Below are 25,655 nucleotides of genomic sequence, written 5' to 3'. Positions count from 1 at the left end.
CGTGAACGCGACTTCGAACCGCCACCGGATGTCAGTTCGATGTCGCTTTCGCGGTCGACGCCGGGCGCCTGACCCGAGCCGTCGACGCCGGGGTGCCCGAGCCCCGCCGTCGCCGCCGTGCCGCTACGCGGTCGCCACCGAGCCGGTCCCCGTCGAGCTCGCCGGAGCTCCACGGCGCGAGCGACGACCCGCCGCGGCCGCGACAACGGTCAGCGCGACGGACGCCACCGTGATGCCGGCACCGGCCCAGATCGGCGACGTGTAGCCGAGTCCCGCAGCGATCGTCAGACCGCCGATCCACGCGCCGAGCGCGTTCCCGAGGTTGAACGCCGCGATGTTCGCCCCGCTCGCCAGGGTCGGCGCGTGGTCCGCATGGTGCATGACCCGCGTCTGCAGGGCGGGCACGGTGGCGAACCCGAACGCCCCCATGAGCACGAGGGACACGACGGTCAGCGCGGGCGAGGTCGCGACGAGGGCGAACACCGCGAGCACGACCGTCAGCGCGGACAGGACGACGATGAGCGTGCCGTCGATCGAGCGCGCGGCGAGCTTCCCGCCGACGAAGTTCCCGACGAAGAGTCCGACGCCGAACACCACGAGCAGCCACGGGACGGTGGACGCGGCGAACTCGCTGACTGCGGTGAGTGTGTACGCGATGTAGGTGAAGGCGCCGAACATCCCGCCGTAGCCGAGCACCGTGATGCCGAGCGACAGCCACACCTGCCCGGACCGGAAGGCGCCGAGCTCGCGGACGAGCGAGGGCTGCTCGCGCTGCCGGACGGCCGGCACGAGCACGAGGACCCCGACGAGTGCGACGACCCCGATGGCTGCGATCGTCCAGAACGTCGCCCGCCAGCCGAGTGCCTGGCCGAGGAAGGTCCCGAAGGGCACGCCGAGGACGTTCGACGCGGTGAGGCCGGTGAACATCAGGGCCACGGCGGACGCGCGGCGCTCCCGTGCCACCATGTTCGACGCCACGACGGAGCCGATGCCGAAGAACGCGCCGTGGCAGAGTGCGGCGACCACCCGACCGGCCATCATCACGCCGTAGGTCGGCGCCGCCGCGGACAGCGTGTTGCCGATCACGAAGAGCACGAGCAGCCCGAGGAGCACCTGCTTCCGGGGGAGTCGGGTGGTCGCGGCGGTGAGACCGAGCGCCCCGACGATGACCGCGAGGGCGTACCCGGTGACGAGCCACCCGGCGGTGGTCTCGGTCACCCCGTAGTCGGCGGCGACCTCCGGCAGGAGTCCGGTGATGACGAACTCGGTGAGTCCGATCCCGAACCCGCCGAGGGCGAGAGCGATGAGTCCCGCGGGCATGGTGGTCCTTCCGTTGTGCAGCGTGCTGACCCCGCGTACGCTGGTTGTTGCAGACGCGGGGTATCGATAGTTGCACACGCTGGGTATCCGCGCAAGCAAACACGTGTGCCCGGAGGTCCCGATGAGTGTCGACGACACGTCCACCGCTGTCCGCGCGCACGGTTGGCGCACCCTCGCCGCCCTGCACGGCCTCATCGAGACCCGACTCGAGCGAGCACTCAAGGCCGTCGACCTGTCCGTGGTCGAGTACACCGTGCTCGATGCCCTGCGGCGACAGGACGGCTTCCACATGCGGATGCAGCAGCTCGCCCGCGCCGCCGCGCTGAGCCCGAGTGCCACGACGCGGCTCGTGAACCGGCTCGAGGACCGCGCGCTCCTGACCCGCGTGCTCTGCGCCGACGACCGACGTGGCCTCTACACGGAGCTCACCCACGCCGGCCAGGTGCTCCTCGACGAGGCGACGCCGCTGCACGCCGCCGCGCTCGAGGAGGCGCTCGCCGAAGCGCGCGAGGTCCCCGAACTCGAGGAACTGGCGGCGTCGGTCGACCGCCTCGAGGGCGCGCGCGTCTGAGGAAGCGGTTGCTGCTCCGGCCGGGAGGCGCGGGTCGGCCCTGCCCCGCGGGCTACGGTGATCGCATGGTGCGTCGAACCGTCACCGTGGTCGCGGTGCTGCTGGCCGGGTCGTTGCTCGCGAGCTGCTCGACGGGCCCGAGTGCTGCTGCCGGTCGTCTGGCCGTCGAGGGCTACGTCGAGCCCGGAGCCGGCGCCGCCGCCCGCGTGACCGCTGCCGGGACCCGTGCGACGACGATCGGGATCGACGGGGTGACCCTGGCTGAGGACGGTGCGACCGTGCTCGATCCCCCGGAGGGCACGGCGAGCCTCGCCCGCACCGCCACCCGCGCGGGTTCGGCACCCGAGCTCCTGGTGAGCAACTTCTCGTCGGACCTCGGCGACTTCTCGCCACGGATCGGTACCGCGCTGCTGTCGCACGCGGATCGTCGTGCCGCCGTCGCCGCCGACCTCGCCCGACGCGCGCAGGGCCTCGGCATGCGGGGCGTGCAGATCGACCTCGAATCGCTCCGGGCTCGGGATCGTCCGGGGCTCGTGGCCTTCGCCGCGGCGCTGTCCGACGCTGTGCACGACCGCCTGGGTCGCAACGGGCAGGTCGCGATCGCGGTCATGGCGTCGACGAGCGCCGACGGGTACCGCGACACCGGCTACGACCTCCGTCGACTCGCGCGGCACGTGGACCGTGTCGTGCTCATGACGTACGACCAGCACGGGCCCTGGAGCGGAGCCGGGAGCATCGGGGCGCTGCCGTGGGCGCAGCGGGTCATCCGCGCTGCCGAGGCCGAGGGGGTGCCACGGAGCGACATCGACCTCGGGATCGCCGGGTACGGGTACGTGTGGGGCGGGGAGCACGACGGCGAACAGGTGTCACCTGCCCGTGCCGTGGCGCTCGCCGGGAAGAGCGCGGAGTGGTCCACGCGCGACGGGGAGTGGTCTGCTGAGCTCCGCGACGGCACGCGCCTGCACTGGTCGGACGCGCGCTCCTACCGCGCGCGGACCGCACTCGCGACGAAGTTGCACCTGCACGGCGTCGCCCTCTGGTCGCTGGACCTCGAGGCGCTCCCGAGGGACTGACACGGCGGTCGCAGCGCGACCACGGAGCGGACTGGAGGCGCGGGGCGGGCTCGTGCCCTGCCTCCCGTCCGCCCGCGGCACCGTCCGCCGGCGGTGGGTCACGTCGGTGACGCATCCTCCGGTACCTGTCACCGGGCCGTTGTAGCATGCACGACACCTGTCCCGAGCCGAGGAGGCCTGCGTGCCGGAACCGACCGCCCCAGCCGTCCCGCTCGAGCACGTCCGCGATGCGGGCGCCGCGATCGTCGCGGCCGTCTCGACCGTCGTCGACGGCAAGACCGACGCGATCCGGACAGCGCTGACGGTGATGCTCGCCGAGGGGCACCTCCTCGTCGAGGACGTCCCGGGCGTCGGCAAGACGGTGCTCGCCAAGGCGCTCGGTGCCTCGGTCGGCGGGTCCGTCAACCGCATCCAGTTCACCTCGGACATGCTCCCCTCGGACGTCACCGGCGTGAACGTCTTCGACCAGTCGTCGGGCACCTTCCGGTTCTCGCCCGGCCCGGTCTTCGCGAACGTGGTCATCGGCGACGAGATCAACCGGACCAGCCCGAAGACGCAGTCGGCCCTGCTCGAGGCCATGGCGGAGGCGCAGGTCACCGTCGACGGCGTGACGCGGCCGCTCGAGTCGCCGTTCATGATCGTCGCGACCCAGAACCCGATCGACATGGAGGGCACCTACCCGCTCCCGGAGGCCCAGCGTGACCGCTTCACCGCGCGCATCGCGATGGGGTACCCGAGCCTCGACGCCGAACGGCAGATGCTCGCGAACCGCGGGGGCCGCGACCCCCTCGCCGCCCTCCGGCCGATCGTCGACGTCGCGACGCTGCGCGGCATGATCGCCGCCGTGCGCGAGGTCCACGTCTCGCCGGACGTCGAGGCCTACATCGTGGCGATCGTCCGCGCGACCCGCCACCACCCGGACCTCGTCCTCGGAGCGAGCCCCCGGGCCACCCTCCACCTCGCGCAGGCCTCCCGCGCGCACGCCGCGCTCCTCGGCCGGCCCTTCGTCACGCCGGACGACGTCGCCGCACTCGCGCCGATCGTGCTCGCCCACCGCCTGGTGCCCGTCGCCCGCGGGCTCGGCGGATCCGGCGACGACACCGTGCGCGACATCGTCGTCCGTATCGTCTCGGACACCAGCGTGCCGTTCACCGCCACGCCCGTCCGGTCCTGATGTCGTCGCCCGCGGCCCCCTCATCGCTCGCCCGGCGAGCCGGCGCGGCGCGTTCGGTCGCCGCGCGGTACGGGCGGCGAGGTCTGGCGCTCGCGCGTCGGACCCCGTTCCCGCGCCCGACCGTCCGCGGGTGGACGCTGCTCGCGGTGGGCATCGGTCTCGTCGGGGGCGGGCTCGTCGGGAGCACGAGCGTCGCGGTCTCCGCGGGGCTGCTGCTGCTCGTCCTCCTCGTTCTCGGCACCGTGATGGCCTTCGTCGTGGCGGCACCGCTCCGGGGGCGCCGCAGTGCCGCGCGGGCCATCGTCCAGGTCGGCGAGGTGTACCGCGAGCGCGTCACCCTCCAGGGCACCTCCCTGGGGTTCGGGCCGCGGTCCACCCTGCTCGTCCGGGAGCGACTCGACGACGTCTTCGCGAGCGTGTCCGACGCCGAGACGTACGCGACCGTCGGACCCCGGACCCCGCCGGCCGTGCTCGACGTCGAGGCGCTGGCGATGCACCGCGGGCGCGGCCTCGTCGGCCCGGTCACCATCCGCGTCGAGGACCCGTTCGGACTCCTGCGCATCGACCGACCGGTGGTCCGCGCCGAAGAGGTGGTCGTGGTCCCCGCATCGACGCCGCTCACCGCCATCGACACCGGTGCCCTCGCCGGTGCGGTGTCCGCGGACGAGGGCCGGGTCGGCCAGGGCGGTTCCGCCGACGACAGCGAGCTCCGCCCGTACCGACCGGGCGACCCGATCCGCCGCGTGCACTGGGGGCAGAGCGCCCGGCGCGGCGAACTCCACGTCCGGCAGACCACGCAGGCGCAACCACCCGAGGCCGTGATCGCACTCGACGTCCGACGGGAGTCCTACCAGGCGCTCGGCCGCGACGACCTCGCCGAACTGTCCGACCTCGGCGGCGACGCCGCGTTCGAGCACGCGGTCGTCGTCGCCGCGAGCGTCGCCCGAGCACTCGCCGCCCGGACCTCCCGCGTCGTCCTCGTGAGCGACGACCCGGACGGCGTCACCCGACACGCGGGGGACGCCGGCGGCCTCACCGACGTTCTCGTGGGCCTCGCCGACGTGCAGGTGCGGTCCGACGCCCGCGACGTGACCGAGGTGCTGCCGGACGTCCGGGGCCGCGACGTCCACGGCATGACGGCGGTCGTCACCGGCCGGTGCACCGCCGAGCAGGCCGCCGAACTCGTCTCCGCCACCATCGGGTCGAGCCGGGGGATCCTCGCGACCATCGTGCCGCCGGAGCCGGTCGTTCGTGGCATCCTCGACCGCGGCGGCTGGCGGACGCTCGTCGTACCGGTGGCCGGTGCCTCCGCTCCCGGGAGCATCCGGTGACCGGGACACAGGCGCCCGCGCGTCGGGGCGGAGCCGACGTGCACGAGATCCTCGACCGACCGGACGAGCAGCGTGACACCCCGAGCGCGTGGATCACCGTCCTCGCGCCCGTGCCCGTCCTGATCGCCGCGCTCGCGCTGCGCCCGCTCGTGCAGGGGATCGCCTGGTGGGTCGGTGGCGTGGTCGTCGCGGCGGTCCTCGTCGCGGTGGTCCTCGCCGTGCGTCGACGCGCACCCGGCATCCGGTTCGTCGCACTCGTCGCCGCCGTGATCGCGTGCTCCTGCGCCGCGGCACTCGTGAACGACGTGCAACCCCTCGGGTGGCTCGACCGGGACGGCGCACTCGGGCAGACGATGGCCGCCATCCGGCTGAACCCCGCCCCGCTGCCGCAGACCGACGCCATCCGGCTCGTCGTGGTCGTCGCGATCGCCTGGGTCGCCGCGGTGTCGCTGTTCCTCGCCGCCGTGGCACCGACGGCTGCCCTGGCCGCGACGCCGGCGCTCGTGATCCTCATCGTGCCCGGCATCATCACCGGCACGCCCGCATCGCCCGTGCTCGTGGTGCTCACGGCCGTGGCGTTCCTCGCGATCCTGTGGCTGTCGGTCCGGCCCGTCCAACGTGCGCTGCCCGCGGCCGTCGTCGGGGCGATCGGCCTCGTCGTCGCGATCGGTCTGCCGTCCGTGATCCCGCTGAACGCGAGCTGGCTCTCGGGCGTCACGGGCGCGATCCAGTCGCCGATCCAACCCGGTCGCCCCGGCACGCTGCTCAACCTCGGACAGGACCTCCGTCGGCCGAACGCGCTCGAGGTCTTCCGGTACCGGTCGTCGGACGGCCAACCGGAGTACCTCAAGCTCGCGGACCTCGACGAGTTCGGCAGCGGCGACTGGGTACCGACGGTCACCGACGCGAGCCAGTCAGAGACGGCCGACCAGCAGCAGTGGGCCGTCGGGGTGAACCCGCGGCTCTCCACCCGCGGTGACGTCACGATCCGGATCACCGGGCTGTCGAGCAACTACCTGCCCGTGCCGTCGGGTGCGGTGTCCGTCCAGGCACGCTCGACCAACCTCGACCTGCAGCAGTGGCGCTGGATGGGGCAGTCGAACACGCTGCGGTCCACCGGCCCCGCCACGCCGCGCGGTGCCACCTACGAGGTGTACGGCGCCTCGACCTTCGCCAACGCGTACCTCGACGCGTTCGCCCGGACGGGCGGGCTCGCCCGCGCGGACGGACGGGGCTTCGCCCGACCGTCCGAAGCGCAGCTCCGGACCGACCTGACGCTCCCGAAGGACCTCCCGAAGGACATCGCGTCCACGGCGGCACGCGTCGCGGCGGGGGCCGGCAACGACTACGAGGAAGCGCGGGCGCTCGAGCAGTGGTTCCGGAGCGACCTCTTCACCTACTCCGAGACCGCCCCGGTCGAGCAGGGCTACGACGGCGACAGCATGGACGTCATCGACACCTTCCTCCGGGTGCGGGAGGGGTACTGCGTGCACTTCTCGTCCGCGATGGCGGTCATGGCCCGCACGCTCGGGATCCCGTCCCGCATCGCGGTCGGCTACCGCGCCGGCACCGACCAGGCCGACGGCGAGTACACGGTCTCGAACCGGCAGCTGCACTCCTGGCCGGAGCTGTACATCCAGGGCGCCGGGTGGGTCGCGTTCGAGCCGACGCCCGACTCCGACGAGGCCGCGCAGCCCTCGACGGAGCCCTCCGCATCCGCGACGCCGGGGACGCCCGACACGCCGCTCCCGGCGCCGGACCGTTCCGCGCCCGCCGAGACCGAGCCGTCGGCCACCCCGTCCGCCTCGACCGCGCCGGGAGCTGCCGCCACGGCGAACACCGGCGGCGGGAAGGGCGTGCTCGGCCTCGCGGCGGGCGTCGTCCTCACCGCAGCGCTCCTGCTCGCACCCGGCGTGGTGCGCGCACTCCGCCGGCGGTCGCGCCTGACCGCGATCCGATCGGGGCGTTCGCCGGCCGCTGCCGCCTGGCGCGAGGTGCTCGACGACGTGGCCGACCACGGCTACGCGCCGGGCTCGGCACCACCGGGTGACGCGGCGGCCGCCGCCCGGACCGCCCGCGCGGTGCTCGGACGGTTGCGTGACGCGCTGCCGTCGAGCGTCGTCCCGGCGCTCGAGCGGGTGGTCGACGCCGTCGACCACGAACGGTTCGGAGCGGTCGGCGCAGCGGCCTCCGACCGTGACGCGCTCGACCGTGCCGTCCGGGAGGCCCGTGCTGCGCTGGACGCGTCGGTGTCCGCTGGACGTCGGGTCCGGTCGCGCGTGCTGCCGCCCAGCCTGGTGCCCTCGTCGGCGTGGTCCCACGAGGGACGTCGGACGGGCCGCAGCCCGGCGTAGCTGCGGCACACTGCCGGGCCTGGTCGAGGGGCCTGGTCGGCTCGGCGTGGCCTCGCACCGTGCGAGGGTGCGTGCGCGTTCGGTCGCCGCGGACGTGCCGTCAGCGCGGGCGGACGACGGCTTCGACGAGCGCCGCGACGACCTCGCCGGGATCGACCCCGGGCAGGGCGGGCGCGTCGAACACGAGGCCGACGTTCGCCGCGACGAGCGCCGTCGCGAAGGTGTCGAGGGGGATGCCCGGGTCGATCTCCGGGTGTGCGCCGAACCACAGGTCGACGAGTTCCTGCACGCCGTCCTGCAGGCTGCGACGTTGCGCCACGAACTCGGGCATGAGCTCCGGGTGGCGCGTGGCGTAGCCGCGGAACTCCGACAGCAGGGCGAATTGCGCACTCTGGTCGTGGCGGCCGAACGCCTGCCGGACGACGTCGCCGATCTGCACCGACGCGATGTCAGCGTGCACGAGTTCCTGCAGTGACCCGAGCACGAGGTTCGTGGCGCGCTGCATCACCTGCGCGACGAGGTCTTCCTTCGAGCTGAAGTTCGAGTAGACGGCACCCTTGCTGAACCCCGCACGCGCGGCGACGTCGTCGAGTCGTGATTCGTGCACGCCCTGCTCGGCGAAGACCTCGGCGCCCGCGGTCAGCAGTCGTTCTCGGACCTCTGCCCGAGGGGTTCGCGAAGTGGGGGAAGCGTCGTCGCTCATCTGATCCTGGTTCGACGGTGCCCCGCGCTCGTCGTCGGGTCGACGATCGTGGAGCGTGTGGTGGTGGTCGCGACCATTCTGGTGGGTCCGCGAACACCCGCTCACACGGCCACGCCGCGCGGACGTGCCGCGGTCCACGGAGACCTGCCGCGCCGCGCGTCTGATCCCGCGCGGCATCAGCGAAGCCCCCTCGTCACGCTGCTCGTGAACCGCCGCGTTCGGGTCGCGTCGGTGCTCGTGCCACGTGCGCCGGTTTCGATACCCGGCGGTCTCGATGCTACGCCCGCGCGCCCTCGCGGCGGTAGTCCGTTACGTGTCCTGGCTCTCCGCATCCGGGTCGTGGTGCTCGTGCACGCTGCCGACGCCCGAACGTCGACCCGGTCGGCGGAGGAGTCGCAGGGCGTCCGGACGCACGACCCGGAGGCTGCGGCCGCGGCGGAGCAGGGAGCCGAGGGTGGACTGTGGCTGCCAGTCGCGACCGTTCGGCAGTCCCCAGCCGCGCCGGACCGCGCCGTACCGCAGCGCGAGGGACAGCACGATCGCCGCGACGATCCCGATCGAGGGGGATCCGAGGAAGGACGCGACGACCATCACGGCTGAGGCGGCGACCGCGACGGTGGCGTACAGGGCGTTCCCACCGAAGACCGCGGGGACCCGACGGAGCAGCAGGTCGCGCATGGCACCGCCCCCGACCGCGGTGATCGTGCCCATGATGATCGCGGCGGGCCAGCCGAGCCCCGCGTCGAAGGTCCGCTGCACACCGACGACGGACCAGATGCCGATGACGGCCGCGTCGAGGATCGTGAAGAGGCGGTCCCACGTCACCTCGGAGAACGACACGAAGAACGCCACGAGCGCCCCGGCGATCGCGACTGGCACGTAGAGCGGGTCGACGAGCGCGACCGGGGGACCGTTCTGCAGCAGGGTGTCGCGCAGGATGCCGCCGCCGAGGCCCGAGACGAACCCGACGACGAGGAACCCGAACAGGTCGAAGTCCATCGTCCGGGCGATCGAACCGCCGAGCAGCGCCGACGCGAAGACACCGGCGAGGTCGAGCACGTTCGTGACCGATGCCAGGCCCTCCGCGGTCAGCAGGTTCATGAGAACCATCAAACCCCACGCGGCAGGAGTGGCGAGCCGTACCCGGGTTAGGTTAGCCTCACCTACGCCATGCTCGCCACACTCGTCATCGGCCTCCGCGAAGGCCTCGAAGCAACGCTCATCGTCGGCATCATCGCCGCGTTCCTGCGTCGCAACCGCGTCCCCCTCGTGCCGATGTGGCTCGGCGTCGGAACGGCCGTGCTCCTGAGCGTCGCGGTCGGCTTCGGGCTCCAGCTCGTCGAGCAGGCGCTGCCGCAGGCCGAGCAGGAGGGCATGGAGACGATCATCGGCGTCGTCGCGGTCGTCTTCGTCACCGGCATGATCGTGTGGATGCGGTCGCACGCGCGGTCGCTCGGCAAGGACCTCGAGGCCAGCGCCACGGCTGCGCTCGGTCGCGGCACGGCGTGGGCGCTCGCCGGCATGGCCTTCCTCGCCGTCCTCAAGGAGGGCTTCGAGACCGCGGTGTTCCTGCTCGCCACGTTCCAGGCGTCGAGCGACACCGGCTCGGCGGCCCTCGGCGCGGTGATCGGCATCGCCGCGGCGGTCCTCATCGGCTACGGGATCTACACGGGCGGCGTCCGGTTGAACCTGTCGCGGTTCTTCACCGGCACCGGCGTGTTCCTCGTCTTCGTCGCGGCCGGGCTCGTCCTCACCGCGATCCGTCACGCGCACGAGGCCGGCTGGATCGTCATCGGTCAGCAGCGCACCGTCGACCTGTCCTGGCTCGCACCGAACGGCTCCGTCCAGGGCGCCCTCGTCACCGGCGTGCTGGGGATCCCGCCGGACCCCCGCGTCATCGAGGTGCTCGGCTGGGTGCTCTACCTCGTCCCGGTGCTCGCGCTGTCCCTCTGGCCCCGGGCATGGCGCCCCACCCCGGCACGCGTCCCGTTCGTCCGCACCGTCGTGGCGGGAGGCCTGGCGGTCGCCGCGGTCGGACTGGTCGTCGGTGTCCCGGCCGTCGCTGCCTCCGCCCCGCGCCTGTCCGACACCGTCCGACTCGACGGTGACCAGACGCGCCTCACCGCCGTCGTGCACGGGACGACCGGCGAGCTCCGCACCACCGGCAACGGCTCCCAGGCGGAGGTCGCGCTTCCCGCGTCGACGCACCGCCGGGTCACCCGCGGCGGTGTGGCCGCGGACCGCTGGCAGGTGGTCGACACCGGCGCCGCCTCCGAACAGCCGAGCAGCCTGACGCTCGACGACCTCGTCGGCCTGTTCGGCCGCATCCCGGTCGGCATCTCCCCGTCCACCAACCCCGGCCCGTTCACCGCGGCGTGGGCCACGAAGCGGACCACCACCCTCTGGACCGCAGCCGGCGGCGTCCTGGACGCGAGCGCCTCGGAACGCGACGTGCTGACGCTGAGCGGTGGGGGCCTCCCGTCCGCTCGCACCACGACGCTCGACCGCGACGTCTGGAGCGTCCCCGACGCCGTCGCCCAGCGTGCTGCGGCCACCGCGGCGTCCGCCGTCGCGCGTGGTGCGGAACTGCAGCTCTGGGCGGCCTGGCTGCCCCTCGCGCTCGGCATCGCCGCCGCGGCGCAGCTGCTGCTCGCGCTCCGCGACCGCCGTCGCCCCACAGCCACCCCTGCGCCCGACCCCGACACCACCGCGTCGCGCGGCCCGCCCGCCGACGACCCCACGAGGAGCCCCGCGTATGCCGCTCGGTAAGACCACCGTCCGTCCCCTGATCACCCTCGGCGCCCTCGGTGCCGTGACCGCGCTCGCCCTGACCGGCTGCGCGTCCGGTTCGTCCTCCGCGTCGAGCGACCCGGCCGCGTCCGGCAAGGTGGCGCGTGTGACCGTCACGCTGACGAACGACGGCTCCGACGCCTGCGCCGTGTCCACGACGAAGGTGCCGGCCGGACCGGTCACCTTCACGGTGAAGAACGAGTCGTCGACGGCGATCACCGAGGTCGAGCTCCTCCAGGACCAGCGGATCCTCGGCGAGAAGGAGAACCTCGCGCCCGGACTCGACCCGGTGCACTTCACCGCGACGCTCACCGGCGGGAAGTACCAGGTGTACTGCCCCGGTGCGGCGACCGAACTCACCGACTTCACGGTGACCGGCAAGGTCGCGAACACCGCGAACAGCAGTGCTGCGACCCTGCTCGCCGACGGCACGAAGGGCTACGCGACGTACGTCGACGGCCAGGTCACCGACATGGTCGCGGCCGTCGAGCAGCTGCAGGCCGACGTCGACAAGGGCGACCTCGCCGCCGCGAAGACCGACTACGCGAACGCCCGGCCGTTCTACGAGCACATCGAGAGCGACGTCGACGGCTTCGTCAAGAAGGGCTACAAGGCGACCGACAACGCCGGCAACCTCGACTACCTCATCGACATGCGGGCCTCGAACCTCGACCAGTCCGTCGGGTGGAGCGGCTTCCACGCCGTCGAGAAGGACCTGTTCGAGGGCGGTGCGATCACCGCGTCGACGAAGAAGACCGCCGCGGCGCTGACCGAGAACGTGCAGCTGCTCGCGAAGCTCGTCCCGACGCTGGACTACAAGCCCGAGGACCTCGCGAACGGCGCGGCGGGCCTCCTCGAGGAGGTCCAGTCGAACAAGATCACCGGCGAGGAGGAGGCCTACAGCCACATCGACCTCGTCGACCTCGCCGCGAACGTCGAGGGCGCCCGACAGGCCTTCGCGTACCTCAAGCCCGGGCTCACGAAGACCGATCCGACGCTGACGAAGCAGATCGCCGCGCAGTTCGACGCGACGAACGCGCTCATGGACGGCTACCGCGACGCCGACGGTCTCGGTGGCTTCGAGGCATGGACGGGCGACCTCAAGCGCGACGACGCGAACGCGATCTCGCAGCAGGTCCAGGCGCTGCAGGACCCGCTGTCCCGGCTGGCCGAGAAGGTCGCCACCGCGTGACGAGCGAGCACGGATACGGCGCGCCCGCCCAGCACGAGCACGGCGGGACCGCTCACCACGAGCAGGGTGGGTCAGCCCCGCACCGGACCGGCGTCTCCCGCCGGGGGCTGTTCGGGGCCGGCCTCGCCGCGGCCGGCGCCGGCGTCGGCGCCGCGGTCGGCGTCGCGGGCGCCACGGCTGCGACGGGTGTGAACCCATTCGCCGCCGTCGCGAACGGCGACGAGTCGATCGACCTCTCCCAGCAGCACCCCTTCTACGCGACGGCCGCCGGGCAGCCCCAGGGCGGCATCCGCACCGTCCCGCAGCGGCACTGCGTGTTCATGACGTTCGACCTGTCCACGTCGGTGACGACCGACCTGCAGGTGCTGCTCGCCCGCTGGTCGGCGGCGATCGCGCAGCTGCAGGCCGGGAAGACCGTCGGCAGCGTCGAGCCCGCGCACGGGAACGGCGTCGGCGCGGACACGGGGGAGGCCCTCGACCTCGGCCCCGCGTCCCTCACGGTCACGGTGGGCCTCGGCCCCGGCGTGTTCGACGAGCGGTTCGGCCTCGCCGACAAGCGACCGGCGCACCTGGCGGCGATCCCGACCCTCCCGAGCGACAACCTCGACGAGCAGCTGACCGGCGGGGACCTCTCGCTCCAGGCGTGCGCGGACGACCCGCAGGTCGCGTACCACGCCGTCCGCGACCTCGCCCGGATCGCCCGCGGGACCGCGACCGTCCGCTGGACGGTCCTCGGCTTCGGACGCGCGTCCGCCGGCCCCGCGCAGTCCACGCCGCGGAACCTCATGGGGTTCAAGGACGGCACGCGGAACGTGTCCACCGACGAGGAGTTCAGCCGCTTCGTGTGGGTCGACGACCCGGGCGACGGCGCCGACTGGATGCGCGGCGGCACGTACCAGGTCGTCCGGAAGATCCGGATGAACCTCGAGACGTGGGACGCCGACAACGTCAGCGACCAGCAGCGCGTCTTCGGCCGGACGAAGATCGAGGGCGCCCCGCTCTCCGGCGGCTCCGAGCACACCACGCCCGACTTCCGTGCGGCACACGGTGACGGCACGACGAAGATCGACGTCCGCTCGCACATCGCGCTCGCGGCGCACGAGGCGAACGGTGGCGTGAAGATCCACCGACGCGGGTACAACTACACCGACGGCCTCAACCAGTACGGCCAGCTCGACGCCGGGCTGCTCTTCGCTGCGTACACGGACGACCCGGAGCACTTCACGCGGTTGCAGCGGAAGCTCGGCGCGTCGGACCGGTTGAACGAGTACGTCTCGCACATCGGGTCCGGCGTCTTCGCGGTCCCGCCGGCGCCGCGGAAGGGTTCGTACATCGCGGAGCAGCTCTTCCGCTGACGGTCCGGGTGGTGGGTGCCCTCCGTCGTTTCCCTGGAGACGGAGAGCACCCGCGCCGCGGAGTCCGCACCGAGCGGAACCACCGCCGGCGGATGAGAGATGACCCGGCGCGACGCGTCGCTGTGCGACACGGCCGAGGATACGCTGCTCCGCCCCGCAGGGACAGGGACCTGAACGGACTGGATGGCGGACTGGAGGCGCGGTGCCAGCCGACACCGCGCCTCCGGTCCGTGCTCTGGTCGCGTCAGTCGGTCGTGACCGCCTCGGCGCGCTGTGCGCGCTTCCGGCGGGCGACCACCAGGCCGCTGATGCCCGCGAGGAGCAGCAGCCCGGCCGCGACTGCCGGCCCGGTGAGGTCCGCGCCGGTGAAGGCGAGCTCGCCGCCGGCCTGGTCCGGGACGACCACGTCGACCGTGCCGTCACCGTCCGTGTCGACACCCGTGCCCGCACCGCCGTCGACGTCGCCACCGGTCCCCGCACCGGGCGTCGTGCCCGGGTCGGCGGGGTCGGACGGGTCGGTACCCGGGTCCTGGGTCTCAGCGGCGACCGGGATGGTCACGGCGAGGGTGATCGTCTGGCCGTTCGGCAGCTCCACGACGAGCGGCTCGTCGGTGGTGGCGGCTGCCCGCGTCGTCAGGGCGGCACGTGCCACCCCTGCCTCTTCGTCTGCGCCGTCCGGAACGCGGAACGTGAGCGTGGCCTTGCCTTGCTCGTCGGTCTTGTCCTCGATCGTCGGATCGATCGCGGACGAGGCGAGCTCCCGACCGGCGGCGCTGATCGAGACCGAGCCCGCCGCCGCGGGGTCGTCGGACGAGAAGACCAGGGAGGACAGCCGCACCGTGACCTCGTCGCCGGGCTGGAAGCCCCCGGCGGGCGTCGGGGTGGTGGTGACCCCGACGGCGCGCTGGTCCGTCGGCGGTGTGACCAGGGGGTTCGCTCGGAAGTAGTCGACCTGGGCCTGGAGGTCGACCTGCCCGGAGTCCGCGATGTTCGTACCCGTCGTGAAGGCGGAGAACTTGTCACCGCCGGTCGAGAGGAACGAGTTGACCGTGACCTTGAGGGTGTCGGTGAGCGCGATCGGCTTCCCGTTCAAGGTCATCGACGTGATGCGCTCGCCGCGACCCTTCGACGGGTCGTAGGTGTACGCGAAGCCGTTCGAGACGCCGAGCTTGAGGAACGGCCGGTCGGCCCCGTCGGGCTGCCACTGCTGCTCGAGCGCGTCCTTGATCTGCTGGCCGGTCATGTCCTCGGTGACGAGCGTGTTGGCGAAGGGCTGCACGAGGGCGGCTTCCTTGTACGTCACGACACCATCGGGATCGTTCGCGCCGCTGGACCGGTACAGGATGTCGGTCCGCAGCCCGCCGGGGTTCATGAACGCGACCTGCGACCCGTTGCGCTCGGTCGCGGCCCGCTGCACCTCGGCGATGTTGTTGCCGAGCGCGGACTCGCCACCACGGTTCTCGGAGGAGCGGTCGGACTGCACGGCGCGCCGCAGGTCCCCGGTCACCTTCCCGAGCGGCTTCGCGCCCTCGACGTCCGCGACCGCCTTCGCGTCCGCGACGATCTTCGCGACGTCCTGCGCCGGCTGCGTGTTCGACGGGACGAGTGGGTCGGTGTTGACGGGCTTCACGTCGGCGGTGATGCTCGTCAGTTTCTTCGCGCTGTCGACCGTGAGTCGCAGGTGCCCGTAGTTCATGCCGTAGGACCCGGTCTGGATGACGGGCCGCAGCTCGCCGGTCGGACCGGCGACCTCGTGGTCGTACGAGAAGTGCGTGTGTGCGGAGACGATGGCCGAGACGCGCTCGTCGACACCCTTGACGATCTGGGCGAACTTGCTGCTGCCGGTCGCGTCGGCGATGCTGCTCGATGCCGCGCCTTCGTGGACGAGGAGCACGAGGACGTCCGCCTCGCCGTTGTCCGCGTCACCGTCCGTGAGCTGCTCGGCGTACCGGTTCACCTGGCTGACGATCGGCGCCATCGCGAGCCCTTCGACACCACCGGGGCTGACGAGGCCGGGGATGAGGTCCTCCGTGGTCGCCCCGATGAAGCCGACCTTGACCCCGTTCTTGTCGATGACCTTGAAGGGCTCGAAGGCGGGCGTGGTCGTGCCCTCCTCCACGATGTTGGCCGAGACGTACTGCCACCTGGCCGACTTCTCGATGCGGTCCGTGAAGTCGGTCTGCCCCTTGTCGAGCTCGTGGTTGCCGATCGCGCTGACGTCCAGACCCATGGCGTTCAGCGCCTCGATGGTCGGTGTGTCCTGCTGGATCAGCGACGTGAAGGTCGAGGCGCCGACGTTGTCCCCGGCGCTCGTGAAGATCGTGTTCGGGTTCGCCTCGCGGTACGCCTGCACGACGTTCGCGAGCCGCGCGGCGCCGGCAGCCTTGTCGGCGGTCGTGCCCTCGGACTCGATGCGGCCGTGGAAGTCGTTGATGTCGACGATGTCGATCGTGGTGTCGCCCTCGGCGGCGCTGGCGACCGACGGCACGGACAGCGCGACGAGGACACCGGCGGTCGCGAGCGCAGCGCCCGTGACCAGGCGCCCACGACGCGTTCGGGAGTGGTGGGAAGTGTTCATCGGCGACGAAGCTAGGAGAACGCACAGGCAACACGCCAGACGACCCCCGAACGCGTCACACGATGTTCACACGAGCAACACCTGTGGTGCGGCGCAGCGCAACGCTCGCAGCGCGTCGCGGCACGGCCCTCGCGACTCAGTCGCGACCCAGCGCGCCCTTCACCCGCTCGACCGCCTCCGCCGCCATCGCCTTCGCCGAGTCCTTCACGACGTCGAGCTCGACCGGGTCGCCCTTGAGCAGGCTCTTCGCGGTGTTGATCGCGTACTCCGCGGTGATGTGCGGCGGGAGCGGCGGCACACTGCGGCTGACGTAGGCGTCGATCACGGTCACGCCCGGGTTCGCGAACGCCCGTTCGACGGCCGCCTCGACCTCGGCGTCGTCGTGCACGGCGATGCCCGTGAACCCGAGGAGTTCGGCGTACCCGGCGTAGTCCATCGTCTCGACGTCCTGCGAGCCGCGCCACATCGGGTTGCCGTCCTCGGTGCGCATCTCCCACGAGACCTGTCCGAGGTCGTCGTTGTGCATGATCACGATGACGAGCTGCTGGTTCGGCCAGTTCGCCATGTACTTCTTCACGGTGATGAGCTCGTTCATGCCGAGCATCTGGAACGCGCCGTCGCCGATGGTGCACACGGCCGGCGCGTCCGGGAACGCGAACTTCGCCGTGACGGCGTACGGCATCGCGGCGAGCATGGTCGCGAGCCGGCCGGACATGTCCCCGTGCATGCCTCGGCGGAGCCGGATGTGGTGCCCGTACCAGTCGGCCGTGGTGCCCGCGTCGCAGGTGACGGTCACCCCCTCGGGCAGCCGTTCGTTGACCGCCGCGATCACCCGGCGCGGGTTGACGCCGTCGCTGTAGGAGACCTCCGCCTGGCGGGCCATCTCGGCCTCCCACTCGCGCATCTCGTCGGCGAGCTGCTCCTGCCACGAGTGGTCCGTGGTCTGCTCGAGGAGCGGCAGCACGGCGTCGAGCGTGGCACCGACGTCGCCCCACAGGTTGAGCTCGGTCGGGTAGCGGAGGCCCAGCTGCTCTGGCTTGATGTCGACCTGCACGCCCCGGGCCTGCCCGCTCTTCGGCAGGTACTCGCCGTAGGGGTAGTTCGTCCCGAGGAGCACGATCGTGTCGCACTCCTTGATCTGCGTGAGGCTCGGCCGCGACCCGAGGAGCCCGACCTGCTGCGTGTGGTACGGCACGTCCGACGGCACGACGTCCTTGCCGCGGAGGGCCGTGATGATGCCGGCGCCGGTCTTCTCCGCCGCCGCGAGCACCTGGTCGGTCGCGCCGCGGGCGCCGGCTCCGACCAGGAAGGTGACCTTCTTCCCGGCGTTCAGGATCTCCGCGAAGTGACGGACGTCCTCGGCCGACGGGGCGATGCGGGTCGAAGCGGGCACGTCGCTGGACCGGGACACCCAGTGCTCGGCGGCGGGCTCCTCCCACGCCATCGCCTGCACGTCGTGCGGGAGGACCACCACCGCGGGCTGCTTCCGGAGCATCGCGGTGCGGAAGGCCGTGTCGATCACCACCCCGGCGGCGTCCGGCGAGGCGACGGTCTCGACGTAGCACGCGACGTCCGCGAACACCCGCTCGAGGTTCGACTCCTGCTGCGTGAACGAGCCGATGGACGCGAGTCCCTGCTGCCCGACGATCGCGACGACCGGCTGGTTGTCCATCTGCGCGTCGTACAGCCCGTTGAGCATGTGGAACGCGCCCGGGCTCGACGTGGCGACGCACACCCCGACCTCGCCCGTGAACTTCGCGTGGGCGGTCGCCATCAGCGCGGCGATCTCCTCGTGCGTCGGCCGGACGTACTCGAGCGCCCGCTCGCTGCCGTCCGCCTTCCCGAGGGCCCCGTCGAACGCGCCGATGCCGTCGCCCGGGTAACCGAACACCCGGGAGACGCCCCAGGCCTTGATGCGGTCGATGACGAAGTCGCTCACGGTGGTTGCCATGCGACCAGCGTGCATCCCGCAGGCTGTACGCGTTCAGACTGGAGGCGCGGATCACGCGACCGACGTCGGTCACGGGATCCGGGCCTCCGGTCCGACGCGGGGCGCTCCGCGTGGCGCGACGCTCAGCACACCGCGCGACGCTCAGGCGATCGCGTGCCAGGCGCGGTCACGCGCGCTCTCGAGGACCGCGGCGATGATCGCGGCGGCGCGCGCGCCGTCCGCGAAGGTGGGGAGGCCCTCGGGGGATCCGCCACGCACGGCGTCGTAGGTGTCCGACACGAACGCCGTGAACGCGTCGAGGTACCCCTGCGGGTGCCCGGCGGGCACGACCGCCAGCCGGCGCTGGTCCGGGGTGCCCTGCGTCGGGTCGCGCATGACGATCTGCGCGCCGCGCTCGGTCCCGAACCATGCCGACTCGGGCTGCTCCTGGTCGAACGCCGCCGAGCCGAGGGTGCCGTCGACCTCGAACCAGAGCCGGTTCTTCCGGCCCGCCGACACCTGTGAGATGACGACGTTGCCGATGCGGCCGGCCTCGGTGCGGAACGTCGCGACCGCGGTGTCCTCCGTCGTCACGTCGGCGCGCTGGCTGGCGTCGGCCACCGGGTCGGGGTCGGGGGAGCCGGAGAACGACGGGCCGGACGCCGCCGGACGGGTCGGGTAGACGACGTCGGTGGCGGCGGAGACCTCGACGAACCGTTGGCCGGTGACGAACTCGACGAGGTCGCACCAGTGCGAGCCGATGTCGGCGAAGGCCCGTGAAGCACCGCTCGACGACGGGTCGACCCGCCACGAGGAGGCGTCCTCGTCGAGCATCCAGTCCTGCAGGTAGTGGCCGTGCACGGCGAGCAGTCGACCGAGTTCCCCGTCGGCCACACGGGCGCGGATCTCCCGCACGACCGGGTGGTAGCGGTACACGAACGGCACGGTCGCGACGACCCCGGCCGCCGCGGCCGCGTCCACGAGCTCATCGGCCTGCCCGGGGTCGAGCGCGAGGGGCTTCTCGCACACGACGTGGATCCCCGCGCGGATGACGGCGAGGGACTGCGGGTGGTGCTGGCCGTTCGGGGTGCACACGTGCACGACGTCGGGTGCGTCCGCGATCACCTCGTCGAGTGATCCGTAGCCGCGGGGGAGCCCGAGCTGCTCGGCGACCTGGGCGGACCGGTCCGGGGTGCGCCCGAGGACCCCGAGGACCTCGGCGCCCGCGGCCGCCGCCGCGCGGACGTGGACGCCCGCGATCATGCCCGTGCCGATCACCGCGACGCGGAGGCGTCGCCCGTCGTGCTCACTGCTCATGGTGCTCCCTCGCGCCGGACTGCCCCCACCGTAGCGGCGCGGCCGGACGCACGACCAGCAGCGGCGTGCGCGCCGCGTGCTCCGGTCGGACCGGCCAGGACCCGGCCGCCCGCAGGACTCGTGAGTACGGTCTGGGGCATGTCGAGCCTCCAGACCACCCTGCTCATCCTCGGTGCCAGCGGCGACCTCTCCAAGCGGCTGCTGCTCCCCGGCCTCGCCACCCTGCTGGAGGTGAAGGAGGACTGGGACGTGCAGCTCGTCGGAGCCGGCACGGAGGACCTGTCGGACGACGAGTGGAAGCGTCTCGTGCACGACGCGTTCGAGAACGCGCAGGCCTCCAAGAACGAGGAGGACGAGGGCGCCCACGACGGCTCCGAGCGGTTGAGCGGGCGGCTCCGGGACGTCGTCGACGCGTCGAGCTACCGCAAGTCCGACGTCACCAGTGCCGACGACCTGCAGGCCCTGCTCGCCGACTGCCTTCACGACCCGGCGGTGTACTTCGCGCTGCCGCCCGCCGTCACCGAGAAGAGCTGCGAGGTCCTCGCCGGGCTCGACCTGCCGAAGGGGATCCGCTTCGCCCTCGAGAAGCCGTTCGGCACCGACGCCGCGAGCGCCGAGCACCTCAACGACGTCCTGCACGGGTTCCTGCCGGAGGAGCGGATCCACCGGGTCGACCACTTCCTCGGCCGCTCCACCGTGCTCAACCTGCTCGGTCTGCGCTTCGCGAACCGCATCGTCGAGCCGCTGCTGTCCTCCCAGCACGTCGAGCGCATCGACATCGTCTACGACGAGACGCTCGGGCTCGAAGGACGCGCCCGCTACTACGACAAGGCCGGCGCGCTCGTCGACATGATCCAGAGCCACCTGCTCCAGGTGATGGCCGTCGTCGCCATGGAAGCCCCCGCGTCGATCGACGCCGACGACCTCCGCACGCAGAAGGAACTCGTCCTGCGCGCGGTCCGACCCTGGGGCGGTGACGTCGTCGCCGCGGGCAAGCGAGCGCGCTACACGGCGGGGACGATCGGCGACCGCGAGCTCCCGAGCTACGTCGACGAGGACGGTGTCGACCCCTCGCTCGGCACCGAGACGCTCGCGCAGCTGACGCTCGAGGTCGCGAACTGGCGCTGGGCCGGCGTCCCGATCACCCTCCGCTCGGGCAAGGCGCTCGGGCAGCAGCGCCGCGAGATCGTCATCACCTTCAAGGACTCGCCGCACGTGCCGAACGGGCTGACCGGTGCCGAGCGGCCCGACCGGCTCCGCATCTGGATCGCCCCGGACGAGATGCAGCTCGAGCTCAACGTGAACGGACCGGGCGACCCGTACACGATCGACCACACGGCGTTGTCGGTGACCTTCAACCCCGGTCGCCTGAGCGCGTACGGCGAGGTGCTCGCCGGCGTCCTCGAGGGTGACGCCACGCTCTCCGTCCGCGGGGACAGCGCCGTGCAGGGGTGGAGGGTCGTCGAGCCGTTCCTCCAGGCCTGGCGCGACGGGAAGACGCCGCTCGACGACTACGCCGCTGGCTCCGAGGGGCCGGACGGCTGGGACAACATCGAGGCCTGAGCGGCTGATCACCGGACGGGAGGTACGTGGCGGCGCCGCCACGTGCCTCCCGTCCGTCGTCCGGTCACCCGGGGCCGGTGGCGGGTCGGCCGCCGGTGGGCGAGTGCCGGTCGGCGACTGCCGGTCGGCGGCGCCCGGGTGGCGGGGCTGCCGGGCGGCGGCCGGCGATCCGGCAGCGTAGCGTCGGCTCGTGACCACCATCGACGACATCCTGCAGACCGTCCCCGACCCCGCCGGCGCCGACGTGCGCGTCGAGACCGTGCGCTACGACCACGAGGGCACCGTCCTCGAGGGCGTGCTCGCGAAGGACCACGCCATCGCCGGCCCTCGCCCCGCCGTCCTCGTCGTGCACGACTGGCACGGCGTCAACGAGCACGTGCAGGCCCGGGTGACGATGCTCGCGCGCCTCGGGTACGTCGCGTTCGGCGCCGACATCTACGGCGCCGACGTGCGGCCGGGCGACGACACCGCCGGCCAGGTCGCCGGCTCGTACTACCAGGACCTCCCGCTGCTCCGCGCCCGTGCGCTCGCCGGGTTCGAGCAGCTCCGCCAGGACCCGGACGTGGACCACACCCGGATCGTCGTCATGGGGTACTGCTTCGGCGGCTCCACGGCGCTCGAACTCGCACGAACCGGGGCGGACCTCGTCGGTGCGGTGTCGTTCCACGGCGGTCTGATCACCCACGAGCCGTCCGACGCGCACCAGATCCGGGCGAAGCTCCTCGTGCTCACCGGTGGCGCCGACCCGATGGTGCCCGACGAGAAGGTGCACGAGTGGCAGGACGAGATGCGCTCGGCCCCGGAGGTCGACTGGCAGGTCGTGACGTACTCGGGTGCGATGCACGCGTTCGCCGTCCCCGGTACCGACGCGCCGGACCACGGCGCGCAGTACCAGGCGACCGCGGACCGTCGCTCGTGGCAGGCGCTCCAGACGTTCCTCGGTGAGGTCTTCGACGAAGAAGCCTGAGCTTCCGGCGTCGGCGCGACACGCCGTGCGGTCGGCTCGGAGGCCCTCGATTGGCGCGTGGCCCGCACCTGTTGTAGAGTCTTCCACGGCCGCAAACGCCACGCGCTCGTAGCTCAATGGATAGAGCATCTGACTACGGATCAGAAGGTTGGGGGTTCGAGTCCCTTCGAGCGCACACTGTTTGAGACAGCAGGGATGACGCCCCCGGTTCCGTCGGAACCGGGGGCGTCTTCTGTTCCCGGGCGCCGCTCTCGTCGCCGCGGCTGCCGTCTGTCCACCGTGCTTGCGGTCGTCGCCTCGACCACTGTGGAACGACACCGTCGCTGTCGAACGACGACGGCGGAGTTGCTCGTTGCGCGGGCGACCAGCTCGCGCGTGCAAGCAACGACGCTGCCGCTGTCGCACGACAGCGGCAGCGTCGTTCTGCAACGGTGTGCACCGGAGTGCCAAGCAGGCGCCCGCACCCCGAGACGGACGGGAGGCACGGTGCCAGCTGGCACCGTGCCTCCCGTCAGGCGCGGTCAGCGCGCCCGCGCAACTCTTCGCGTTGCCGCTGAGCGGGGCGCGCCCGTTCGTCGCAGGGTCGCGTCGACTACGCGACCTGCACGCGCGACTCGGCGAGCGTCGGGTAGTCCGTGTACCCCTCGGCCGTCGCACCGTAGAACAGCTCCGGGCGCGGCTCGTTGAGCTCCTCGTCCTGCTCCCAGCGGAGCGCGAGGTCCGGGTTCGCGATCGCCGGACGGCCGACGGCAACGGCGTCGACGTGCTCGGAGTCGAGCAGGGCGATCGCCTCGTCACGGGTGGTCACCGACGAGAAGCCCGAGTTCGCGATGAACGGCGCGTCGGCGGTCCGGCGGATGGTCTGCACGAGGTCCGACGTCAGGTCGGCCTGCAGCACGTCGATGAACGCGAGCCCGAGTGGTGCCAGGCCCTCCGCCACTGCGGTGTACGTCGCGAGGACGTCGGCGTCGTCCTCTTCGAGCACGCCCTGGATGTTGTGCTGCGGCGAGAGACGGATGCCGACACGGTCGGCGCCGATCGCCTCGGCGATGGCGGTGGTGACCTCGACGGCGAAGCGCGCGCGGTTCTCGGGGGAGCCGCCGTACTCGTCGGTGCGGGTGTTCGACACGGGGGAGAGGAACTCGTGCACGAGGTAGCCGTTCGCGCCGTGGACCTCGACGCCGTCGAGCCCGGCAGCGATCGCGTTGCGAGCGGCCTGCACGAAGCCCTGGACGGCCTCGCGGACCTCGTCCGTGGTCAGCTCGTGCGGGACGGGCATGTCCGCCTTGGTGCCGTCGGCGAGGTGCGTCTGACCGGGGGCGGCGATCGCGCTCGGGCCGACGATGCGCGGCGTCTCGGAGATCGACGTGTGCGAGACGCGGCCGCCGTGCATGAGCTGCATGACGATGGTGCCGCCCTCTGCGTGCACGGCGTCGGTCACGCGGCGCCAACCGGCGATCTGCTCGTCGGTCTCGATGCCGGGCTGGCCGGGGTAGGAGCGGCCCTCCTGGACGGGCCAGGTGCCCTCGGTGATGATCATCCCCATGCCCGCCCGCTGGCGGTAGTGCTCGACGAGCAGGTCGTTCGGGATGCCCTGGGCGCCGGCGCGGGTGCGCGTGAGCGGTGCCATGACGATCCGGTTGCGGAGGTGCAGTGCGCCGAAGTCGGCGGGTTCGAAGAGCTTCACGTGTCCGTTGAACCACGTGTTGCCGGCTGCAATTCCTCTTCGGGGCGGATCGTCAGCGACCGGGGCACACGACATCCTTGCGGCCACGGCGGACGAGGAGCATCCTGGGCGGCGTCCCGGCGTGACCGGGCGATCGATCGGGGACCGTCGTGCAGTACCTGATGACGTCCGGGGGGATCACGAACCCGAGCATCCGCGTTGCGCTCGAACGCTTGCTCGGCAAGCCGACCGCCGAGAGTCGAGCGCTGATCATCCCGACCGCGCAGTGGGGGCATCCGATGTGCGGGCCTGCGTCGGCGATGGACGGCGTCGTCGGCGCGACCAGGGGCGACGGCCCGTTCGGGGTCGGGTGGGCGTCCGTCGGGTTGCTGGAACTCACCGCCCTCCCGTCGATCGACCGCGACCGGTGGACGGCCTGGGTCCGGGATGCCGACGTGCTCCTCGTCGACGGGGGTGACGCGGCGTACCTGGCGCACTGGATGCGCGAGTCCGGTCTCGCGGAGGTGTTGCCGTCGCTGCCGGACACCGTGTGGGTCGGGATGAGTGCCGGGAGCATGGTCCTCACCCCGAGGATCGGGAACTGGTTCGTGGAGTGGTCCGGAGCGACGAACGACCGCACGCTCGGGCTCGTCGACTTCTCGGTCTTCCCGCACCTCGACGTCTTCCCGACGAACACGATGGAGCAGGCCGAGCGCTGGGCGGCCGAGGTCGGCGGACCCGCCTACGTGATGGACGACCAGACCGCGGTCGTGGTCGACGGCGATCGGGTCGAGGTGGTGTCCGAGGGGCGCTGGGCACGGCTCGGCTGATCAGCGGGGCGACGAGCGACTCCGCCGCGCCATCCGGGAGTCCTCGTCAGCGGCCGGGGCACACGAGCGTCGACGAACGGACCTGTCCTTCGGGCCGGATGACCTGGTGCAGCGACAGCGGCTGGCCGCAGATGGGGCAGGGGCGGTCGACCGTCCGGTCGTCGACGCCCTCGGGGTGCCCGGCACCGATCTGCGACGGGCCCATCTTCTCGATGAGCGTGGTGTTCCACTTCTCGTACCAGCGGCCGAAGCGACCCATCACCGGTTCCTTTCGTTAGTGCACGAATCAGTCTGCCACGAATGATCTGGCGCGGCCAGGGTCAGACCCCGTCGACCCGCTCGAGGAGTTCGGTCAGGTCGTCCTTGAGTGCCTCGAGGCGGGCGAGTGGCCAGCCCAGTCGATCGGCAACTGCGAGCGGGACGGCCTCGGCGCGGTCCCGAAGGGCGCGGCCGGCCGTGGTCAGCGAGACCTCGAGCTGGCGTTCGTCGGCGGTGCTCCGCGCGCGCTTGACGTAGCCGGACGCCTCGAGTCGCTTGAGGAGCGGGCTGAGCGTCGCCGAATCGAGCCGGAGCTCGCGGGCGATCTCCCGCACCGACCGCGGGTCGCGTTCCCACAGCGCCAGCATCACGAGGTACTGCGGGTGCGTGAGTCCCATCGGCTCGAGCAGGTCGCGGTAGAGCCCGATCACGCTCCGGCTCGTCGCCGCGAGGGCGAAGCAGAGCTGCCGGTCGAGGGCGAGCGGGTCGACGTCGGTCTCGGTCATGTCGACACCCTACGCTTCGTGCACGAACGGACCGACTTCCGCGACGCGCTTTCCCGTGTCGGCCGTGCACGTTCTTTCCCACAGCGTGCGTGATGGTTGGTGAGATCGGGCGTCCTCACCCGGAACGTACGCCCAGGCACGCCCGTTTCCGCCAGGCACGCTCGTTTCCGCCCGGCA

The 25,655-nt window shown here is 72.2% G+C and carries 20 protein-coding genes and 1 tRNA gene; 12 read left to right on the top strand and 9 right to left on the bottom strand.

Translation table 11 applies throughout. The features are described 5' to 3' along the window. Nucleotides 1-123: 123 nt before the first annotated feature. Complete coding sequence (locus ABC270_RS15230; protein ID WP_412881568.1) at nucleotides 124-1,320, bottom strand: MFS transporter; 1,197 nt, start codon at nucleotides 1,318-1,320, stop codon at nucleotides 124-126. A gap of 121 nt (nucleotides 1,321-1,441) precedes the next feature. Here ABC270_RS15230 and ABC270_RS15225 point away from each other — a divergent pair, with 121 nt between their 5' ends. The 5 genes from ABC270_RS15225 to ABC270_RS15205 all read left to right on the top strand — a co-directional run bounded on the left by ABC270_RS15225 (nucleotide 1,442) and on the right by ABC270_RS15205 (nucleotide 7,823). Beyond that, nucleotides 1,442-1,891 carry a MarR family winged helix-turn-helix transcriptional regulator gene (locus ABC270_RS15225; RefSeq protein WP_412881567.1) on the top strand — a complete coding sequence of 150 codons (450 nt, stop codon included), beginning with the start codon at nucleotides 1,442-1,444 and terminating at the stop codon, nucleotides 1,889-1,891. Between the two features lie 65 nt (nucleotides 1,892-1,956). Beyond that, entirely contained in the window at nucleotides 1,957-2,964 is a 1,008-nt protein-coding gene (locus ABC270_RS15220) for a glycosyl hydrolase family 18 protein (RefSeq protein WP_412881566.1), read from the top strand. A gap of 181 nt (nucleotides 2,965-3,145) precedes the next feature. Further along, nucleotides 3,146-4,138 carry an AAA family ATPase gene (locus ABC270_RS15215; RefSeq protein WP_412881565.1) on the top strand — a complete coding sequence of 331 codons (993 nt, stop codon included), beginning with the start codon at nucleotides 3,146-3,148 and terminating at the stop codon, nucleotides 4,136-4,138. A 146-nt stretch (nucleotides 4,139-4,284) separates the two neighbouring features. Continuing rightward, a complete protein-coding gene (locus tag ABC270_RS15210; RefSeq protein ID WP_412881564.1) occupies nucleotides 4,285-5,469 on the top strand; it encodes a DUF58 domain-containing protein in 1,185 nt (394 codons plus the stop codon). Next, a complete protein-coding gene (locus ABC270_RS15205; RefSeq protein WP_412881563.1) occupies nucleotides 5,466-7,823 on the top strand; it encodes a transglutaminaseTgpA domain-containing protein in 2,358 nt (785 codons plus the stop codon). The genes ABC270_RS15210 and ABC270_RS15205 overlap by 4 nt, the downstream gene beginning before the upstream one ends. A 100-nt stretch (nucleotides 7,824-7,923) precedes the next feature. Here ABC270_RS15205 and ABC270_RS15200 read toward each other — a convergent pair whose 3' ends face one another. Further along, on the bottom strand, nucleotides 7,924-8,526 hold the full coding sequence (locus ABC270_RS15200) for a TetR/AcrR family transcriptional regulator (RefSeq protein WP_412881562.1): 603 nt from the start codon (nucleotides 8,524-8,526) through the stop codon (nucleotides 7,924-7,926). A gap of 309 nt (nucleotides 8,527-8,835) precedes the next feature. Then, the gene (locus tag ABC270_RS15195; protein ID WP_412881561.1) at nucleotides 8,836-9,627 is read right to left on the bottom strand and encodes a trimeric intracellular cation channel family protein; all 792 of its coding nucleotides are present in this window, start codon (nucleotides 9,625-9,627) and stop codon (nucleotides 8,836-8,838) included. A gap of 69 nt (nucleotides 9,628-9,696) precedes the next feature. On the opposite strand from ABC270_RS15195, the gene efeU reads away from it, so the two are divergent. From efeU to efeB, 3 genes are read left to right on the top strand one after another with little or no spacing between them, the layout of a single operon-like run. Next, nucleotides 9,697-11,295, top strand: coding sequence for an iron uptake transporter permease EfeU (gene efeU, locus ABC270_RS15190; RefSeq protein WP_412881560.1), 1,599 nt, complete (start codon nucleotides 9,697-9,699; stop codon nucleotides 11,293-11,295). Next, the gene (gene efeO / locus ABC270_RS15185) at nucleotides 11,282-12,508 is read left to right on the top strand and encodes an iron uptake system protein EfeO (protein ID WP_412881559.1); all 1,227 of its coding nucleotides are present in this window, start codon (nucleotides 11,282-11,284) and stop codon (nucleotides 12,506-12,508) included. The genes efeU and efeO overlap by 14 nt, the downstream gene beginning before the upstream one ends. After that, entirely contained in the window at nucleotides 12,505-13,863 is a 1,359-nt protein-coding gene (efeB, locus tag ABC270_RS15180; protein ID WP_412881558.1) for an iron uptake transporter deferrochelatase/peroxidase subunit, read from the top strand. The genes efeO and efeB overlap by 4 nt, the downstream gene beginning before the upstream one ends. Nucleotides 13,864-14,107: 244 nt before the next feature. Here the strand turns inward: efeB and ABC270_RS15175 are convergent, their stop codons facing one another. The 3 genes from ABC270_RS15175 to ABC270_RS15165 all read right to left on the bottom strand — a co-directional run bounded on the left by ABC270_RS15175 (nucleotide 14,108) and on the right by ABC270_RS15165 (nucleotide 19,688). Further along, a complete protein-coding gene (locus tag ABC270_RS15175) occupies nucleotides 14,108-16,441 on the bottom strand; it encodes a bifunctional metallophosphatase/5'-nucleotidase (RefSeq protein ID WP_412881557.1) in 2,334 nt (777 codons plus the stop codon). Nucleotides 16,442-16,577: 136 nt separating this feature from the next. Further along, on the bottom strand, nucleotides 16,578-18,392 hold the full coding sequence (locus tag ABC270_RS15170; RefSeq protein WP_412881556.1) for a thiamine pyrophosphate-requiring protein: 1,815 nt from the start codon (nucleotides 18,390-18,392) through the stop codon (nucleotides 16,578-16,580). A 141-nt stretch (nucleotides 18,393-18,533) separates the two neighbouring features. Beyond that, a complete protein-coding gene (locus ABC270_RS15165) occupies nucleotides 18,534-19,688 on the bottom strand; it encodes a Gfo/Idh/MocA family protein (protein ID WP_412881555.1) in 1,155 nt (384 codons plus the stop codon). A 138-nt stretch (nucleotides 19,689-19,826) separates the two neighbouring features. Between ABC270_RS15165 and ABC270_RS15160 the strand changes: the two genes are divergently transcribed. The 3 genes from ABC270_RS15160 to ABC270_RS15150 all read left to right on the top strand — a co-directional run bounded on the left by ABC270_RS15160 (nucleotide 19,827) and on the right by ABC270_RS15150 (nucleotide 22,393). Then, nucleotides 19,827-21,251: a glucose-6-phosphate dehydrogenase gene (locus tag ABC270_RS15160; RefSeq protein ID WP_412881554.1), complete on the top strand. Its 1,425-nt coding sequence runs from the start codon at nucleotides 19,827-19,829 to the stop codon at nucleotides 21,249-21,251. A gap of 190 nt (nucleotides 21,252-21,441) precedes the next feature. Continuing rightward, nucleotides 21,442-22,218, top strand: a complete 777-nt coding sequence (locus ABC270_RS15155; protein ID WP_412881553.1) for a dienelactone hydrolase family protein — start codon at nucleotides 21,442-21,444, stop codon at nucleotides 22,216-22,218. Nucleotides 22,219-22,320: 102 nt separating this feature from the next. After that, nucleotides 22,321-22,393, top strand: a tRNA-Arg gene (locus tag ABC270_RS15150). Between the two features lie 417 nt (nucleotides 22,394-22,810). Here the strand turns inward: ABC270_RS15150 and ABC270_RS15145 are convergent. Beyond that, complete coding sequence (locus ABC270_RS15145; RefSeq protein WP_412881552.1) at nucleotides 22,811-23,905, bottom strand: alkene reductase; 1,095 nt, start codon at nucleotides 23,903-23,905, stop codon at nucleotides 22,811-22,813. 149 nt (nucleotides 23,906-24,054) lie between these two features. Between ABC270_RS15145 and ABC270_RS15140 the strand changes: the two genes are divergently transcribed. Beyond that, nucleotides 24,055-24,714, top strand: coding sequence for a Type 1 glutamine amidotransferase-like domain-containing protein (locus ABC270_RS15140; protein WP_412881551.1), 660 nt, complete (start codon nucleotides 24,055-24,057; stop codon nucleotides 24,712-24,714). A gap of 46 nt (nucleotides 24,715-24,760) precedes the next feature. Here the strand turns inward: ABC270_RS15140 and ABC270_RS15135 are convergent, their stop codons facing one another. Continuing rightward, nucleotides 24,761-24,973: a hypothetical protein gene (locus ABC270_RS15135; RefSeq protein WP_290130945.1), complete on the bottom strand. Its 213-nt coding sequence runs from the start codon at nucleotides 24,971-24,973 to the stop codon at nucleotides 24,761-24,763. 61 nt (nucleotides 24,974-25,034) lie between these two features. After that, nucleotides 25,035-25,478: a MarR family winged helix-turn-helix transcriptional regulator gene (locus tag ABC270_RS15130; RefSeq protein WP_412881550.1), complete on the bottom strand. Its 444-nt coding sequence runs from the start codon at nucleotides 25,476-25,478 to the stop codon at nucleotides 25,035-25,037. Nucleotides 25,479-25,655 lie beyond the last annotated feature (177 nt).

It is taken from the genome of Curtobacterium phoenicis (genome assembly GCF_047238015.1).
Classification (GTDB): domain Bacteria; phylum Actinomycetota; class Actinomycetes; order Actinomycetales; family Microbacteriaceae; genus Curtobacterium.
This window is presented reverse-complemented; position numbering and strand designations above follow the sequence as displayed.